General features: G+C 64.5%; 16 protein-coding genes. 2 read left to right on the top strand and 14 right to left on the bottom strand.

Annotated features, from left to right (window positions below):
• Positions 1–3: 3 nt before the first annotated feature.
• The 12 genes from ACHQ4I_RS16555 to ACHQ4I_RS16610 form a co-directional block, all read right to left on the bottom strand.
• The gene (locus tag ACHQ4I_RS16555; RefSeq protein WP_420772589.1) at positions 4–666 is read right to left on the bottom strand and encodes a hypothetical protein; all 663 of its coding nucleotides are present in this window, start codon (positions 664–666) and stop codon (positions 4–6) included.
• Positions 667–678: 12 nt separating this feature from the next.
• Positions 679–1,857, bottom strand: a complete 1,179-nt coding sequence (locus ACHQ4I_RS16560) for an MCE family protein (RefSeq protein WP_420772590.1) — start codon at positions 1,855–1,857, stop codon at positions 679–681.
• Positions 1,854–2,933, bottom strand: a complete 1,080-nt coding sequence (locus ACHQ4I_RS16565; RefSeq protein ID WP_420772591.1) for an MCE family protein — start codon at positions 2,931–2,933, stop codon at positions 1,854–1,856. Before ACHQ4I_RS16565 ends, ACHQ4I_RS16560 begins: the two co-directional genes overlap by 4 nt.
• Positions 2,930–4,030, bottom strand: a complete 1,101-nt coding sequence (locus ACHQ4I_RS16570) for an MCE family protein (RefSeq protein ID WP_420772592.1) — start codon at positions 4,028–4,030, stop codon at positions 2,930–2,932. Before ACHQ4I_RS16570 ends, ACHQ4I_RS16565 begins: the two co-directional genes overlap by 4 nt.
• Positions 4,030–5,043 (bottom strand): MCE family protein, encoded by a 1,014-nt coding sequence (locus ACHQ4I_RS16575; protein WP_420772593.1) that lies wholly within the window; start codon positions 5,041–5,043, stop codon positions 4,030–4,032. The genes ACHQ4I_RS16570 and ACHQ4I_RS16575 overlap by 1 nt, the downstream gene beginning before the upstream one ends.
• Complete coding sequence (locus ACHQ4I_RS16580) at positions 5,040–6,062, bottom strand: MlaD family protein (RefSeq protein WP_420772594.1); 1,023 nt, start codon at positions 6,060–6,062, stop codon at positions 5,040–5,042. The genes ACHQ4I_RS16575 and ACHQ4I_RS16580 overlap by 4 nt, the downstream gene beginning before the upstream one ends.
• Positions 6,063–6,066: 4 nt before the next feature.
• On the bottom strand, positions 6,067–7,437 hold the full coding sequence (locus ACHQ4I_RS16585) for an MCE family protein (protein WP_420772595.1): 1,371 nt from the start codon (positions 7,435–7,437) through the stop codon (positions 6,067–6,069).
• A 7-nt stretch (positions 7,438–7,444) separates the two neighbouring features.
• Positions 7,445–8,308, bottom strand: coding sequence for an ABC transporter permease (locus ACHQ4I_RS16590; RefSeq protein WP_420772596.1), 864 nt, complete (start codon positions 8,306–8,308; stop codon positions 7,445–7,447).
• Between the two features lies 1 nt (position 8,309).
• The gene (locus tag ACHQ4I_RS16595; protein ID WP_420772597.1) at positions 8,310–9,170 is read right to left on the bottom strand and encodes an MlaE family ABC transporter permease; all 861 of its coding nucleotides are present in this window, start codon (positions 9,168–9,170) and stop codon (positions 8,310–8,312) included.
• Positions 9,167–9,355, bottom strand: coding sequence for a hypothetical protein (locus ACHQ4I_RS16600; protein WP_420772598.1), 189 nt, complete (start codon positions 9,353–9,355; stop codon positions 9,167–9,169). Before ACHQ4I_RS16600 ends, ACHQ4I_RS16595 begins: the two co-directional genes overlap by 4 nt.
• A complete protein-coding gene (locus tag ACHQ4I_RS16605) occupies positions 9,355–9,579 on the bottom strand; it encodes a hypothetical protein (protein ID WP_420772599.1) in 225 nt (74 codons plus the stop codon). The genes ACHQ4I_RS16600 and ACHQ4I_RS16605 overlap by 1 nt, the downstream gene beginning before the upstream one ends.
• A 603-nt stretch (positions 9,580–10,182) precedes the next feature.
• Entirely contained in the window at positions 10,183–11,241 is a 1,059-nt protein-coding gene (locus ACHQ4I_RS16610; protein ID WP_420772600.1) for a serine hydrolase domain-containing protein, read from the bottom strand.
• Positions 11,242–11,426: 185 nt separating this feature from the next.
• Between ACHQ4I_RS16610 and ACHQ4I_RS16615 the strand changes: the two genes are divergently transcribed.
• Positions 11,427–12,230, top strand: coding sequence for a carboxymuconolactone decarboxylase family protein (locus tag ACHQ4I_RS16615; RefSeq protein ID WP_420772601.1), 804 nt, complete (start codon positions 11,427–11,429; stop codon positions 12,228–12,230).
• Positions 12,231–12,296: 66 nt separating this feature from the next.
• On the opposite strand, the gene ACHQ4I_RS16620 is transcribed toward ACHQ4I_RS16615, so the two are convergent.
• The gene (locus tag ACHQ4I_RS16620; protein WP_420772602.1) at positions 12,297–12,485 is read right to left on the bottom strand and encodes a hypothetical protein; all 189 of its coding nucleotides are present in this window, start codon (positions 12,483–12,485) and stop codon (positions 12,297–12,299) included.
• A gap of 259 nt (positions 12,486–12,744) precedes the next feature.
• Here ACHQ4I_RS16620 and ACHQ4I_RS16625 point away from each other — a divergent pair, with 259 nt between their 5' ends.
• Positions 12,745–14,124, top strand: coding sequence for an NsdA family TPR-like regulatory protein (locus tag ACHQ4I_RS16625; protein ID WP_420772603.1), 1,380 nt, complete (start codon positions 12,745–12,747; stop codon positions 14,122–14,124).
• Between the two features lie 56 nt (positions 14,125–14,180).
• Here the strand turns inward: ACHQ4I_RS16625 and ACHQ4I_RS16630 are convergent, their stop codons facing one another.
• Positions 14,181–14,399, bottom strand: a complete 219-nt coding sequence (locus ACHQ4I_RS16630; RefSeq protein ID WP_420772604.1) for an MbtH family protein — start codon at positions 14,397–14,399, stop codon at positions 14,181–14,183.
• Between the last annotated feature and the right edge of the window lie 25 nt (positions 14,400–14,424).

Here is a 14,424-nt window from a genome sequence, read left to right on the forward strand (position 1 = left end):
GGGCTAGGACCGTGGCGGCGTGGCGAGTGGGGAGTTGACCTTGTTGACCAGCCAGCGTCCGTCCACCCTTTCCAACCGCATCACCATGGACAGCTGACCGGGGGCTGGCTTGCCCTGGGTGCCCATGCTGGTGATGGTTTGGCCGATCACGACGATCGCCTCGGCGGAATCGGCGTCGCCGGATTTGATCGCGCACTGGACGTCGTTCACCTTCGACACGACCTCGCCCTGGGTGAGCACATCGCGCAATTCCTTACTGGTGCTGTCGAATTGCTTTTTCCAGTCACCGGTGGCGCCATCGAGCACTCCGGCGAAGTACTTGTCCAGGTTCTTGGCGTCGTAGTCGGCGAGCACCGGCGCGTATTGGCAGGCGGCGAGGCGGGCGTCCTCGTGTGCGGAGACTATGGCCTTGTTGTTCTTGTTCTGGAGGTAGAAGAACACCGTGGAGGCGAGCGCGGCGGCGAGCAGCAGTGCGGCAGCGGCGCGATAGGCGATCGTGGCGCGTTTGCTGGGCGCGCGGAGGATAGTAAAGCGTTTTGCCGCAGGGGATTTCAATTCCGCCGCATCGGTGTCAGGGCCGCCGTCCGGCTCCGATCCCGCAGCTATGCCCGACTCCGATCCGGAGACCTGCTCCAGCTCCACATTCTCGATCTCTCTCTCGCTCACAGTTTCTCGCTCCTATCTGCCGGGTGCGGGTCGGGACAGTTCATTGCCGGTGACGCCGGGCGGCGGGCCGGAACCGTTGTCCGGCAGATCGGGTCGCGGCGCATTCGCCGAACCGCGCACCTGGAGTGCGGGATCGGAGGTGACGCAGTAGTTGTAGAGCCGCACCCTGGTATCGACGACCTTGTCGGTCGGCACGACGGGCACCGTCTGGTAGTCGCAGGTCGGCCGTGGCCAGGGGTCGACCAGCGTATTGAAGGCGTGGTCGTGCACCGGAATACCGATGGCCTCCGAACCCACACGCAGCGCGGGGAACAGTGCCTCGATGGCCGGTTGCCGCAGCTTGGCCGCCTTGGTGATGGCGACGAAGTTGGTGATGAGGTTTGTCATCGGGTCCTGGGTGTCGTGCACGATGCCGCCGAGTGTGGCCAGTTGGCCGGGTCCCAGATCCAGGAATTTGCGCACTTCCTGATCGGCCGCGGTCAACTGCTGGAACAGGGCACTCGATCCGGTGGTCAGCGTGGCCAGATCGGGTTGCGCATGCGTAGTGGTTTCGGCGATGACCTGCAGGTTCTCGATCAAGCGCTGGGTCTGCGGCAGCAGATCGGTCAGGCCGGACATGGCCCGGCTGATTCCGGCGACCATATTGCGCAACCGGTCCGGACCACCGGCCAGCGCCTTGTCGAGTTCGTCGATGATCACGTTGAGTCGAGTCGGGTTCATCCCGCCGATCAGGCCGCTCATATTCGCGAGCACCGACTGCACCGTCACCGGGGTGCTGGTCGCCGCGCGTTCGACGATCGAGCCGTCGGACAGATACGGTCCGCTGTCGGAGTCGGGCCGAAAGTCCAGGTACTGCTCGCCGGCCGCCGAGAGCCTGCCGACGGCAACGGTGCCGCCCACCGGAATCCTTGCGCTGTCGTCGATTTCGGCAATGGCGGCGACGCCGTCACCGGATACCCGGACCTCGAGCACCTTGCCGACCCGGCTGCCGCGAAAGGTGACATCATTGTTCGCCGCCAAGCCGCCCGAGCTCTTCAGCTCCACCCGGACCCGGTAGGTGCTCGGCAGCGGATTGATCCGCAGCACGGCCGCACCGAGATAGGACATGCCGAGCACCAGCACGACGACCAATCCGATATTGGCCACCGCGATCCGATGTCGAACCAGCCAGTGCCACAGCGGAATATTCATCGCCCACCGCCCTGCAATCGTCCGATGACCTTCTGGATGACCTCGGCGAGACTGCCGATAAATGCCGGTACATCCCCGATTTCGGGCCATCGGCTGCCCTTCGGATCGGTGAGCGCGCCGATATCCAGGTAGGAGACCGTCGCGGCGACCGCGAGCACCGGCCCCTCGTAGCTGGCCATCACATTGGGGTAGACGGCGTGCAGGCCGTCCAGCGTGCCCGCGAGATTATCGCCCATCTGGGTGAATCCGGACATCAGCCGCTGGATGCTGTCGAACAGGCTCAGGAATTCCGGACCGGTGGTGTCGGTGAAATCGCCGAGCGCCGACATGGTCACCGATACCTTGGCGACGAGTTCGGCAATGCTCCTGTTGTTTTCGGCAACCAACCCGATCAGTGGCGGGAAGGTATCCGCGGCCGCGCCCAATTCGGCCTTGCGCCTGGCCAATTCGCCGGTGAGCACATTCAGGCCGGAGAGCACGCTGTCGACATCGGCGGTGCGCGCGTTGAGTGCCGCGAGCACATCGGTCATCTCGGTGATCAGATGCCCGAGCTGCGGCGCGCGCCCGGCGAACATCGAGTTCATCTCGGTGGTTATCCGCGCGACCTGGTTGAGCCCACCGCCATTGAGCAGCATGGAGATCGACATCATCAGCTGTTCGACCGATGCGCCGGTACCGGTGTGGTCGGGCGCGATGGTGTCGCCGGGCCGAAGCATATCGGCGCTCTCCCGCTCGGCGGGCAGGGTCATGGCGACGAACATGTCACCGAGCGGGGTGGCCTGGCGCAGCTCTGCGGTGGTGCCGCGGGGCAGTTGGATGTCGCGTCGGATCCGCATTTCCACGTCGGCGAGGAAGTTCGTGGTGCTGATCCTGGAGACCATGCCGATTTCGGTGCCGCCGATTTTCACGTGTGCGTTCGCGGGCAGGTTGAGCGCGTCCTTGAAGACGGCGTGCAGCTCATAGCCCGGTCCGCCGATGCCCGGCTTGGGCAGCGGCACATTGTCGACCGTCACGGCACACCCCGCCGTTGCGACGACCACCGCCGCTGCCAGGAAAGCCGAGCGCGCCGCCCTCATTTGGTGATCCCGAGCAGTGCGGCGGTCAGCCCGAAATCGGGTCCGAAGTCCTGGATCTTCCCCGTGCGGCAGCCATCGAGTCGCAACTGGATGCGTGCACAGAACAGCGATAGCGCCTCACCGTCCAGCACCGCCTTGTCGAGCAGACCGTGCAGGCGCAATGCCCGGTCCTCGTGGCTCACCGCATTGGCGAAGTTCTGGAAGAAAAGCGGTGTGACATCGGTGATTTCGGTCAGGCCACGCGCATTGGCCCGCATCTGCGTGGTCAGGGTCGTGAACCGGGTCAGCGCGCCGAGCAGTTGCTCGCGGTTCTGGCCGACGACGGTGGAGGTGTTGGTGACGAAGTCATTGAGCTGGGTGATCACCGCCTGCAGCCCGGGCGCCTGCTCCCCCATCAGCTGCACGAGCTCGGTGAGTCGGCCGCTGAAATCCCGTACCGTCTGGTCGTTCTGGGCGATGATCTCGGTGATCTCGTTGAGCTTTACGATGGTGTTGGAGATCTGGTCGCCATTGGCGAGGGTGACCTGGAAGGCCGAGGACAGGTCGTCGAGCGTCTGACGCAGCTTGTCCCCATTGCCGTTCAACAGCGGGAACAGCACCCGGCTCGCCATCGGGCCGGTTTCATTGTCCCCCTCGAGCGCATTGCCGAGCTGGTCGAAAGTTTCGAGGATGCGGTCGAGTTCGACCGGGGTGCGGGTGCGGGCGAGCGGGATGTGTTGGCCGTCGGTCAGCACCGGACCGTTGCCCTCGTAGGCGGGGGCGAGTTCCACATGCCGATTGGTGATCAGCTGTGGCGAAACCAGCGCCGCCATCGCATCGGCCGGGATCCGCACGCCCTTGTCGACGGACATGGTGACTTCCACATAGCTGCCCTTGGGCGTGACAGTATCGACCCGGCCCACCGGCACACCGAGAACCGCCACATCGTTGCCCGCGTACAGGCCGGCGACATTCTCGAAGTCGGCACTGATGCGCAGATGTTCGCCGAGATATTGATCCGGGAGCGCGGTGAGGCTGTCCGGCAATAGCGAACAGCCGGTCGCCACGGTCACGGCCACGCCGAGGACCGCGGATTTCAGAAAATTACCTGACTTCATCAGTTGCACCCCTGTACGGCCTGGGCGAAGCACAGCCAGTTGTCCGGGAATACCCACGGCGCCCACACATCGCCGTACGGGCCGTTGCCGAGCGCATTGTTGAACTGCCGCAACGCAACCGGCATGATTTCGTAGAGCGAGTCGAGGTTGTCCCGGTTCTTCTCCAGGCCCTCGGACATGGTGTTCAGGTTCTGGATCAACGGACCGAGCTGATCCTGGTTCTCCAGACCTATCTCCTGCAGCAGCCGCGACAGGCTCGCCACATTGTCGAGCAGTTGCTTCAGCAGGCTCTGGCGCAGCGCGACGGCATTGCCGATGGCCTCGCCGCGGGTCAGCAACAGCAGGACGCTATTGCGATTGTCGGAGGCCAGCTGGGCCACCTGGTCCATGCTCTTCAGCAGCGTGTCCACCTCGTCCCGGCGATCGTTGATCACCTTGGCCAAGGCGCCGATGCTGTTCAGCGCCTCGACGGTGAGCTGCGGGGAGTCGCCCATCTGCTGGCTCAGCACGTCCAGGGACTGCCGCAGCTTCGCCGGATCCAGGCGTTCGATGCGCTCGAAGGATGATTTGTACACCGGATCCTGGATGACCTTGCCGAGGTTGTACGGCACAGAGGTCTGCTTCAGCGGAATTCGGCTGTCCGGCAGTCCTTTTCCATTGCCGGGCAGCAGTTCGACGTGCAATTTTCCGAGAATGGTTGTCATCTTGATGGCGGCCGAGGCATCCGGGCCGAGCCGAAGATCCTTGCGCACCTTCAGATCCACGACCACCTTCGCGCCGTCGAGTCGCACCGCGCTCACCGAGCCCACCGCTATGCCCGACACATCCACCGACGCCCCCGACCGCAGACCCGCCGCCTGGGCGAATTCGGCGTGAATCGTCTTATCGCCCAGGTGCGCCTGCGACAGCGCACTCGAACCGACGAGCAGTACGACCACCGAACCCGCCGCGAGCAGACCCAGCCACAACAGGCGATTGCGTACCGGACGCACCCGCCCGACCAGTGCGATCATCGGCAGACCTCCGAGTGAGAATTGCCGCCGACCTGCGAGAACAGCCCGGGCGGCAGCAGCACACCCCACAGCGACACATCCAGCGAGCAGATATAGGCATTGGCGTATGCGCCGTAGCTGGTGAACCGGGCGAGTCCGTTGAGGATGTTCGGCAGTTCGACCGCGGCCTGATCCAGTGACGCACCATTGAGGATCAACAGGGCGACACCACTGGTCGCATCGTTCTGTGCCCGCGCCAGATTCGGCTTCACCTGGCCTATCAGGGCGGCCAGCGAATCGGTGGATTTCGCAACGGTATCGACCGAGGATTTCAGCGATTCCCCCTGTGCGTACAGCGATTCCACCAATGCACGCGCCTGGGTGATCAGGGTTTCCAACTCGCCACTGCGATTGGCGAGGCCCGCGATCACGCTGCTGAGATTGCCGATGACATCGCCGAGGATCTTGTCGCGCTGACCGAAGGTGCCCGCGAGTTCGGCCGCCTGGGTGATCAGCGCGCTGAGCGACACATTATTGCCCTGTAGGGCCTGGATCAGGGTTTCCGACAGCGAATTGATCTGATCCGGTTGCAGCACGCTGAACAATGGCTCGAAACCCGAGAGCAGCGACGACACATCGAATGACGGTTCGGTGCGGTCGACGGGAATCGCCGATCCGGCCGCCATGACCGCGCCGTCCGCCTTGCCGGGCACCAGGGCGATATAGCGTTGGCCGATCAGATTCTGGTAGCGCACAAGGGCTTTCGTCGTCGTGGTCAGTCGCTGATCGTGCTGGATGCGAAAGTCGACGCGCGCCTGGTAATCGCCGTCGAAGTCGATGGCGTCGACCCGCCCGACCCGCACACCCGCCATCCGGATGTCATCGCCGACGCGCAGGCCGAGCACATCGGTGAAAGTAGCCGAGTACGAATCGGTATCGCCGGTCACCGAACGCTGCAATGTCGACCAGATCGTGTAGGTCAACAGCACCGCGACCACCGCGAACAGGCTGAATCCGGCCAATGCCCTGCCTGATCTCATGCGCTCATCCCCCCTCGTTCGGTGCGGTGTCGTAGACGGTCACCGAGCCACCGGCCAGCACCGGAGCCAGCAGCAGGTATTGCGCGGCGGTCGGGCGACCACCGACGATCGCCGCGGCGGCATCCAGTCCGCGCAGACCGTCCGAATTCGGCTGGGCGGGTCGATCCGTCGCAGCCGCCGGTGCCGTAATGCCCGGGATACTCGGCAGGCCGGGAATGGCGGGCAACCCCTGCGTCGGAGCGGCGGGTCCCGCTGTGGCCAATCGCTTGGGCATGAGTTGCGCCGGAAACTCCTGTGGCGCAGCGACATCGGGCACCGTACTGCCGCCGCAGCGGGGACCGGCCATGGTGCCGTAGTGCGGGCAATCCTTGGCGGTGTACTGCTGGAACGGCGTGAAGCTGACGTCCATCTTCCACACCATCTGCCGACTCGGCCCGAAACCGAACGCCGTGCGCAACCGCTGCAGCGCGGCGTTGAAATTGGCGGCAGTATCCGGGATGGCCTGCGGATCCCTGGCAATACTGCCGAACAGGCCGTCCAATCCGGCGACCAGATCCTTGCCCGAGTCCGGATTCCGCGCGAACAGCGTGTTGACCTCGTCGACCGCGCCGCTCGCATCGGTCAGCAGCGCGACGAGATTGTCCCGCCGCTCGGTGAGCGTGCGCGCCGTGGTGACCGAATCGGACAGCACGCCGACCAGCTCCGGCGCGGAAACGCTCAGTGCCGTCACTGCCCGGCCCAGGTTGCCGAGCAGATCGCCGATGCCGGGAATCGCGTGTACCTGGGTGAGCCAGGTATCGAGGCGTTCCACGGTGGAACCCGGTACCCGCGCCCCGGGATCGAGTGCGTCGGCCAGCGTGGCGAGCACCCGGCCCAGCTTCTCCGGCTGAATATGGTCGAGCACATCGCGCAGCACACTGAGCGTGGTCTGCAATTGCACGGTGCCGGTGCTGGTGTCCTCGGGAATTCGGGCGCCCGCGCGCAAGGTATCGGTGGTGTGCCCGTTGTCGACCAACTCGATGGCGGTGACGCCGAAGATATTGTTCGGGATCACCCGCGCCGTGACGTCGGACGGAATCAGGCCCGCCACAGCGGGTTTCAGATCCAGGTCGGCATTCTGGCGCTGCCCCTTGGCAACGACTTCGACACCGGCCACGGAACCGACCACCATTCCGCGGAATTTCACATCCGCATGGGTGGGCAGCCCGTCTCCGGTGCTGGTGAGCACGGCGACGACGGAGACCTTGTCTTCGAAATAGCCGGCATAGCGCAGCCCGAGCAGATATAGCAGCAGCGCCGTGGCGGTGGCCATGGCGATCCCGGCGAGGGTGAGTTGACGGGCGGTGGGTCCACGCCCACTTGGATCGAGCAGCATCGGCGGCCTATCCCGAGATTCGGAAGCCGGGGTCGATGCCCCAGATCGCGAGGGTCAGAAACAGATTCACGAACACCATGACGACGATCACCATCTTGATCGCCCGCCCGGCCGCGTGGCCGACCCCTTCCGGACCACCGGTGGCGATGAAGCCGTAGTAGCACTGGATGAAGGTCGAAATGAGTACGAACACGACGACTTTGATGACCGAGAACAAGACATCGATGCCGTTGAGGAATTGGAAGAAGTAGTGGTCGTAGGTCCCGGCGGAGGTGCCGCCGAGGAATAGCACGGCCAGCTTCGTCATCAGATACGCCACCGCGAGACCCACGCTGTAGAGCGGGATGATCGTCAGGGTCGCGGCGATCATCCGTGTGGTGACCAGGTACGGAAGCGGCCTGATGGCAATGGATTCCAGTGCGTCGATCTCCTCGGAGATCCGCATGGCGCCCAGCTGCGCGGTGAATCGGCAACCGGCCTGGATGGCGAAGGCGAGCGTCGCCAGAATCGGGCCGATTTCCCTTGTGGTCGCGAAACCCGAGATCGCGCCGGTCAGCGGGTTCATGGTGAGCAGGTTCAGCGCGGTATAGGACTCCATGCCGACGGTGATTCCGCCGAATCCGCACAGGATGATGACGACGCCGACGGTGCCGCCGCCGACGATGAGCGAGCCATTTCCCCAGCCGACGTCGGCGGTCAGCCGCAGCACTTCCTTGCGATAGTGCCTGAGCACGAAGGGAATTGCCGCCACGGCCTGGAAGAACGTGATGGCCTGGTGGCCCAGTCGCTGATTGGCCTGGATCGGTATGCGAGCCACCGCGCCTGCCGCGCGGAACGGTTTCAGCGCGGGTGGGGTGTATCGGGTGCCCATCTCAGATCACCTTCGCCGGGAAGAGGGTGTTGTAGATCTGGGTGATGATGATGTTGGTGGCGAACAGCATCAGCGCCGAATTGACCACCGCGGCATTCACCGAATTCGCGACACCGCCCGGACCGCCCTTGGTGTGTAATCCGATGTCGCAGGCGATAATTGCGGTGAGCGCACCGAAGATGGCCGCCTTCAGCAGTGCTACCACCAGATCGTTCGCCACCGCGAAGGAGGCGAAGGTGCTGATGAACGAGCCCGCCGTACCGCCCTGGGCGTACACGTTGAACATGTAGCCGGTGGCGAAGCCGACGAAGACCACGAACCCGCACAGCAGGATGCTGACCAGGATCGCGGCCAGCAGCCGCGGCGCGACCAACCGGCGCACCGGATCGACGCCCATCACCATCATGGCGTCGATCTCCTCGCGGATGGTGCGGGAGCCGAGGTCGGCGCAGATGGCTGAGCCGACCGCGCCCGCGATCATCAGCGAGGTGACCAGCGGCGCGCCCTGACGAATGATGCCCAGACCGCTGACCGCGCCGATAAACGTCGTCGCACCAACCTGATTCACCAGCGCGCCGACCTGAATGGAGACAACGACGGCGACCGGAATCGCGACGAAGACGGTCGGCGCGGCCGACACGCTCGCCATGAAGGCGCACTGCTTGATGAACTCCTGAAATGGGAAGCGGCGCACCAGCATCGCGCGCACCATCTCGATGAACGCATCGCGCATCAGCCGGACCTGACGGCCCAGCGTCTCCAGTGACCGCTGCGGATGGCGCCGCCACAGCCCCTTCAGATCCTCGACCGCACGCTCCAGATCGGTTGGTTCAGTGGGCCGTTCGGTGACCTGGGTACTCATGCGGGACCGCTCAGCTGATGCTGCAGCAGCACCAGGAGGTAGCCGAGCGCGGCGATGCCGGCGACGGCTGTGCTGAGCACGGCGAGCCAGAGCCCGAGCCGCAGCACCGGATTGACTTTCATACGCCCCCCGAGGATCTTGACGCCGATCACCAAGATGTCGATGAGCCAAACCAAGATCATCATCAGGTCATGCACACATTCGAGAAGGTGAGCACCGGCCAGCACACGACCGAGCCGAGGAAGGAGATGATCACGTCGATGCCGTGCATGCGGTGCAGATGACTGGTGTGAGTCAGCGTCCAGATGAGCCCGACCAGCCCATACGGTATGGCCAGAATGACGATGGTGCCGAGGAACTCGGAGACCTTCATCTCGTAGCTGAATATTCGATCCAGCTTCTTCAACATGCGCCTGTGTCCTTTCCAACGCCGCCCGAACGGACGGCCGGACACTCGCCACATCGAGGTATCGCTACGGCGCGAGTCCGGCCATCGCCCTCCGATCGGCCGGGTATGGCTGCGTATGTTACGCATGATTCCGTCGATTGGGGAAGAACTTCGCAACACTTAGTTCTCCGAAAACCTGCCTACAACACCGCGTAGCCAGCTAACATTCGGTTCAGAATCGAAGAATCGCTAGTAACATAAGCAAGGTTTGGTCCGCCCAGCCCCGTTTGACGGCAGGAGAGTGCAATAACGAGCAACGCGCCTCCCACGGCATTGCACCCCCATCCCCTGGTACCTGCGCACACCGTTCCGGCGAACGTAGTCGAAGCGTCGACGGGTGGTGGCGGGCTAGCGGATCGGGTAGCGGCGGTCGATGGCGGCGAAGATGTTGGGTTGGCCGGCTTTGTGGACTTCGCGGTCTGCGAGTTCGAACGGCTCCCAGAGGGGCATGGTGAAGCCGGGGTTTCGCTGATGCAGGGGCGACCGGAAAAGAGTGGCTAGGTATTCCAAGACCAGTCGCTCACGGCATCGTCCGCTTCGCTCCGATGTTGGTGTGGATTCTCTTCAGGGGCAGAGGGCGTGCGCCAGGATGGTCGTCAGATCGGGGATGGCGTTCGGGGGCTTGGTGAATGCGTAGGTCACCGCCCGACCCTCCGGTGTCGCGCCGGACACCGTCAGGAATCCGCTGATGCCGCCGGTATGGCCGACATATTCCGCGCCGCACGGCAAGTGGGTGGAGCCGATGCCGAGTCCGTAGTCCATATCCTGCTGGCCCATCGGCACACCGGCCCGCATCTCCTTCAACTCGGCCGCGGGCACCACCTGCCCGGCCAACAGCGCCTGATAGAAGCGGTTCAGGTCGTTGCCGGTGGAGACCATCGCACCCGCACCCCACGGCACCGAAGGCTCGATCCGCGATACATCGGTCACCACACCGTCGATATCGGCGTAGCCCTTGGGATGTGGGCCGCGGATATCGAGCTCACCCGGACCCGGCAAGTAGGTGTCATCGAGACCCAACGGCTTCAGGATGCGGCGATTCAACTCGTCGGCATAGGGCGCGCCGGTGACACGTTCGACCAGCACACCCGCAACGATGTAGTTGGAGTTGCTGTACTCGAAACGCGCACCGGGTGCGAAATCCGCTGGCCTGCCGAGGACGATCGCGATCTCCTCCGCGGGCGTCATGATCCGCCCCTCCAGCGCCGCCCGGTACTCATCGACACTCGGGTCATCGGTGAAATCGGGTAAACCACTCTGGTGCCCCAAGATCTGCCGCACGGTGATCACCCGCCCATCGATCCCCTCCCCCCGCAACATCCCCGGCAGATACGTCTCCAGCGGCTCGTCGAGCCGAATCTTTCCCTCCGCCACCAACTGCAACACCACCGCACTGACGAACGTCTTACTGATACTGCCCACCCGCACCTGCTGCGGCGGCTGCGCCGGAATCGGCGACCGGGTACCGATATCGGCGACCCCGCTGGTGAGCGTCACCGTCTTCCCGTTCTCGGTGAGCGTCGCGATCATCCCCGTGACACCACCGTCCACGGCCCGATCGATATCCCCCTGCACAACGCGAATCCTGTTCTCCGATACCCCGTCCGATACCTCAGAATCCATCGCACATCCCGCGAGCAGAGCAACCACACCAACAGCGATACCTACCGTCACAAGTCGCATCCCTCGACGCTAAGAACCCACCCCGCCCCCACACATCAGGGTCCGACCCCGAAATTCACCTGATTTCGGCGGCGCCCCATCCAGGTCTTGCGCTGGAGTGTGCTCCAACTTCTAGAGTTCGGGGCATGACGAACACAGTGACCTCTACCAGCAATGATCGGTTCGAGCGTGGGTTGGCTCTGCTGCAGCGGATCGGCGGGCAGGAGCGGCCCGCCGTGCTCGACAGTCTGGCGGATATCGCGCCGGATCTCGGCCGACTGACCGTCGAGTTCGGATATGGGGACGTCTTGTCGCGGCCGGGGCTGACATTGCGGGAGCGGCAGCTCGCTACCGTTGCGGCGTTGGCCGCTTTGGGTAATGCGCTGCCGCAGTTGCGGTTTCATATCGATGGTGCGCTGAATGTCGGATGCACGCGCGAGGAGATCGTGGAGACGCTGATTCAGGTCAGCGTTTACGCGGGGTTCCCCGCCGCGCTCAATGGGATCGGTGCGGCGCGCGAGGTGTTCGAGGCGCGCACAGATCTCCCCGCCGCCGAGCCCGCGCCGGCACCGGAGGGGGACCGGTTCGAGCGGGGGAATGCGAAGTTCACGGAGATCGATGGGCATGCGGGTGAGCAGGTGGTGGCCGGGCTGCGTGATATCGCACCGGATCTGGGCCGCTACATCATCGAATACACCTTCGGCGACGTGTATTCGCGGCCAGGCCTGGACCTGAAGACCCGCGAGATGGTCACGGTCGCGATGTGCACCGCGCTCGGCACCGTCGCGCCGCAACTCGGGGTGCACATCCACGGCCTGCTGAACGTCGGCGGCACCGAGACCGAGGTCGTCGAAATCATCACGCAGATGGCCAGTTACGCCGGCTTCCCGGCCGCCCTGAACGGAATAACCGTGGCGCGCACGGTCTTCGCCGAGCGCTCCGCGAACTGAGCGACCGAACCCGGTGCGGCGCTCGATAAACGAACGCCGCACCGAGACCCCCCATCAGGACGGCGACTACTTCTCGGCGGCGCGCCGGAAGCAGTGGGCGGAGGCGGCCAGGTACTGGCGACAGCGGGCGCCGTGACCGGCGTGGACGGAGAGGATGAAGCGGGCGCGGTCATAGCTGAGCCCCACCGGTTCTTGACCACAATCACGGCTCTGCACCAGCCACAATTCCCGGATATCCGAATGCAAAACGTCCATTGTTCACCTCCGCGCAGATAAGTGCACCCGGCACCGGCGGCCCGCCGGAGCCCGCCATCAACGCTGTTGGATCGGTGCAGCGCCGGGACCGTGCGTCGGGCTCCGGAGAGCGTGCGCCCCCGAAAGGGTTTGGGGCACAATATTCCGGTGCCGGGTACCGCTTCAGCGTGCACGTTGCGATTCGGTCTATAACAGAGCCGAAGGTGATAAATGCGAGTAATTTCCGATTGAATCAGCCTGGTATGAGGAAGCAGGACCTATGGTTGAGGTCGATTGGACCGGCGAAGACGTACTCGCTCTTCGCGCGGCGATGAAGCGAAGTCGCTATGAGTTCGCGCGTTTGGTGGGCGTCACCCCGCGCACCGTGATCTTGTGGGAGAACGGCCGGACAACCCGGATGCATGCCGCAAGCAGGCGTTTGCTCGATCGAGCGCTATCGCAGGCCGATTCGGTCGTCATCGCGCGATTCGAGCGCGCGATCGCAGCGTCGTTTCGAGCGACCTGCGAGCCGCCGCCCGCGACCGGACTCACGACGGCCCACAACACCGCAGATACGGGCGCGGCGCTCGATCGGACACAGCTCGGTAGGGACATCGGGCTCGACAAGGAAGTCGAGGATGACGACGTGAGAAGGCGATTACTGCTGGCCTGCATCGGCGCGGGCCTGGCGGGACAGGCGGCCGATATGGTCGCCAGCGAACCGGAGAAGATGCTCGCCACCCTGGATGCCGGGTCGATGAGCGAACGGCGGCTGGGATTGTTCGAGCAATCCGCCGAGACCCTCGGCGCCCGGGTCGTGCAGGTGCCGCCGCACGAGTTGCTGCACCTCACGCTCGACCAGTTCCGGGCGGTCCGCGGCTGCCTCGCGGAGCGCCAGGCCACTCACCATCAAATCCGACTGGTCCGTACCGCGGGCCGCCTGGCGAATGTGGTCGGCGAAATTCTGTTCAACGAGGGACATTTCGGTCAGGCGCGATTGTGGTACACCACCGCAATTCATGCCGCCCAGGACATCGGCGATCGCTATTCCGAAGACATCGCCCTCGCGGGATTGGCATACTTACCGACCTATAGCGATAAACCGAAGGAAGTTTTGAACCTGCTCGGCCCGCGGCTCGAACAAAATCCGGGCCATGGTCCGGCGGCGGCCTGGTTGTGGGGAATGGCGGCCCGCGCGCACGCCAGTCTCGGTAATTTCGACGGCTTCGCCCGCGCTATCTCGAGATCGGAGCGGGCACTGGAAAATGTTCCAGCAGAACAACTCTCGATCGGCATCTTTTCCTTCCGCCCGGAGAAGCTGGCCTTCTATCAGGCCATCGGCTACTCCCGCTTGGGCCGCACGACGGAGACCGCCGGAGCCGCCGCGCGCGCCATCGAACTCTATGACCCCAGCGAGACAATGGAACCCGCGCTGGTCCGGTTCGAACACGCCACCGCCCTGCTCGGCTCGGGCGAGGTGGACGAAGCCTGTTCGGTGGCCACACGCGCGATCACCAACGGCCACACCTACGTCGGCCTCACCGTCACCAAGCGCGCCAAACAATTCGATGCCGCGCTCGCTCCCTTCCAGGGCCGTGCGGTCGCCGATTGGCGACAGCAGGCGCGGATGGTCATCGACGCCCCACGCACCCGGGCTTGAGGGGCGGGGCGCACCGGCCGGCAGGGGGGATATGAGGACCGGCGCACCCCGCCTATTCAGTTGGCTTCCGGATGCATCGCCGCGATCAGCGAATTGGGACGCATATCCAGCCAGTGGGATTCGACATAGTCGAGGCAGGAGCGGCGGGCCGCCGCGCCGTAGGCGATGGTCCAGCCGCCTGGAACAGCGGCGAAGATCGGCCACAGCGAGTGCTCGCCCTCGTCGTTGGTCAGGACGTAGAACTGGGCGTCATCGTCGTCGAACGGGTTGGTCATCGGAATTGGCCTTCCTGGTGGGGTT

This window comes from Nocardia nepalensis (genome assembly GCF_048910785.1).
In the GTDB taxonomy this organism is placed as follows: domain Bacteria; phylum Actinomycetota; class Actinomycetes; order Mycobacteriales; family Mycobacteriaceae; genus Nocardia; species Nocardia nepalensis.

Bases quoted from the DNA above. Each gene is read 5' to 3' on its own strand.
- ACHQ4I_RS16560 (WP_420772590.1), bottom strand. From the start codon at position 1,857: ATGAATATTCCGCTGTGGCACTGGCTGGTTCGACATCGGATCGCGGTG.
- ACHQ4I_RS16565 (WP_420772591.1), bottom strand. From the start codon at position 2,933: ATGAGGGCGGCGCGCTCGGCTTTCCTGGCAGCGGCGGTGGTCGTCGCA.
- ACHQ4I_RS16570 (WP_420772592.1), bottom strand. From the start codon at position 4,030: ATGAAGTCAGGTAATTTTCTGAAATCCGCGGTCCTCGGCGTGGCCGTG.
- ACHQ4I_RS16575 (WP_420772593.1), bottom strand. From the start codon at position 5,043: ATGATCGCACTGGTCGGGCGGGTGCGTCCGGTACGCAATCGCCTGTTG.
- ACHQ4I_RS16580 (WP_420772594.1), bottom strand. From the start codon at position 6,062: ATGAGATCAGGCAGGGCATTGGCCGGATTCAGCCTGTTCGCGGTGGTC.
- ACHQ4I_RS16585 (WP_420772595.1), bottom strand. From the start codon at position 7,437: ATGCTGCTCGATCCAAGTGGGCGTGGACCCACCGCCCGTCAACTCACC.
- ACHQ4I_RS16590 (WP_420772596.1), bottom strand. From the start codon at position 8,308: ATGGGCACCCGATACACCCCACCCGCGCTGAAACCGTTCCGCGCGGCA.
- ACHQ4I_RS16595 (WP_420772597.1), bottom strand. From the start codon at position 9,170: ATGAGTACCCAGGTCACCGAACGGCCCACTGAACCAACCGATCTGGAG.
- ACHQ4I_RS16600 (WP_420772598.1), bottom strand. From the start codon at position 9,355: ATGATGATCTTGGTTTGGCTCATCGACATCTTGGTGATCGGCGTCAAG.
- ACHQ4I_RS16605 (WP_420772599.1), bottom strand. From the start codon at position 9,579: ATGTTGAAGAAGCTGGATCGAATATTCAGCTACGAGATGAAGGTCTCC.
- ACHQ4I_RS16610 (WP_420772600.1), bottom strand. From the start codon at position 11,241: ATGGATTCTGAGGTATCGGACGGGGTATCGGAGAACAGGATTCGCGTT.
- ACHQ4I_RS16615 (WP_420772601.1), top strand. From the start codon at position 11,427: ATGACGAACACAGTGACCTCTACCAGCAATGATCGGTTCGAGCGTGGG.
- ACHQ4I_RS16620 (WP_420772602.1), bottom strand. From the start codon at position 12,485: ATGGACGTTTTGCATTCGGATATCCGGGAATTGTGGCTGGTGCAGAGC.
- ACHQ4I_RS16625 (WP_420772603.1), top strand. From the start codon at position 12,745: ATGGTTGAGGTCGATTGGACCGGCGAAGACGTACTCGCTCTTCGCGCG.
- ACHQ4I_RS16630 (WP_420772604.1), bottom strand. From the start codon at position 14,399: ATGACCAACCCGTTCGACGACGATGACGCCCAGTTCTACGTCCTGACC.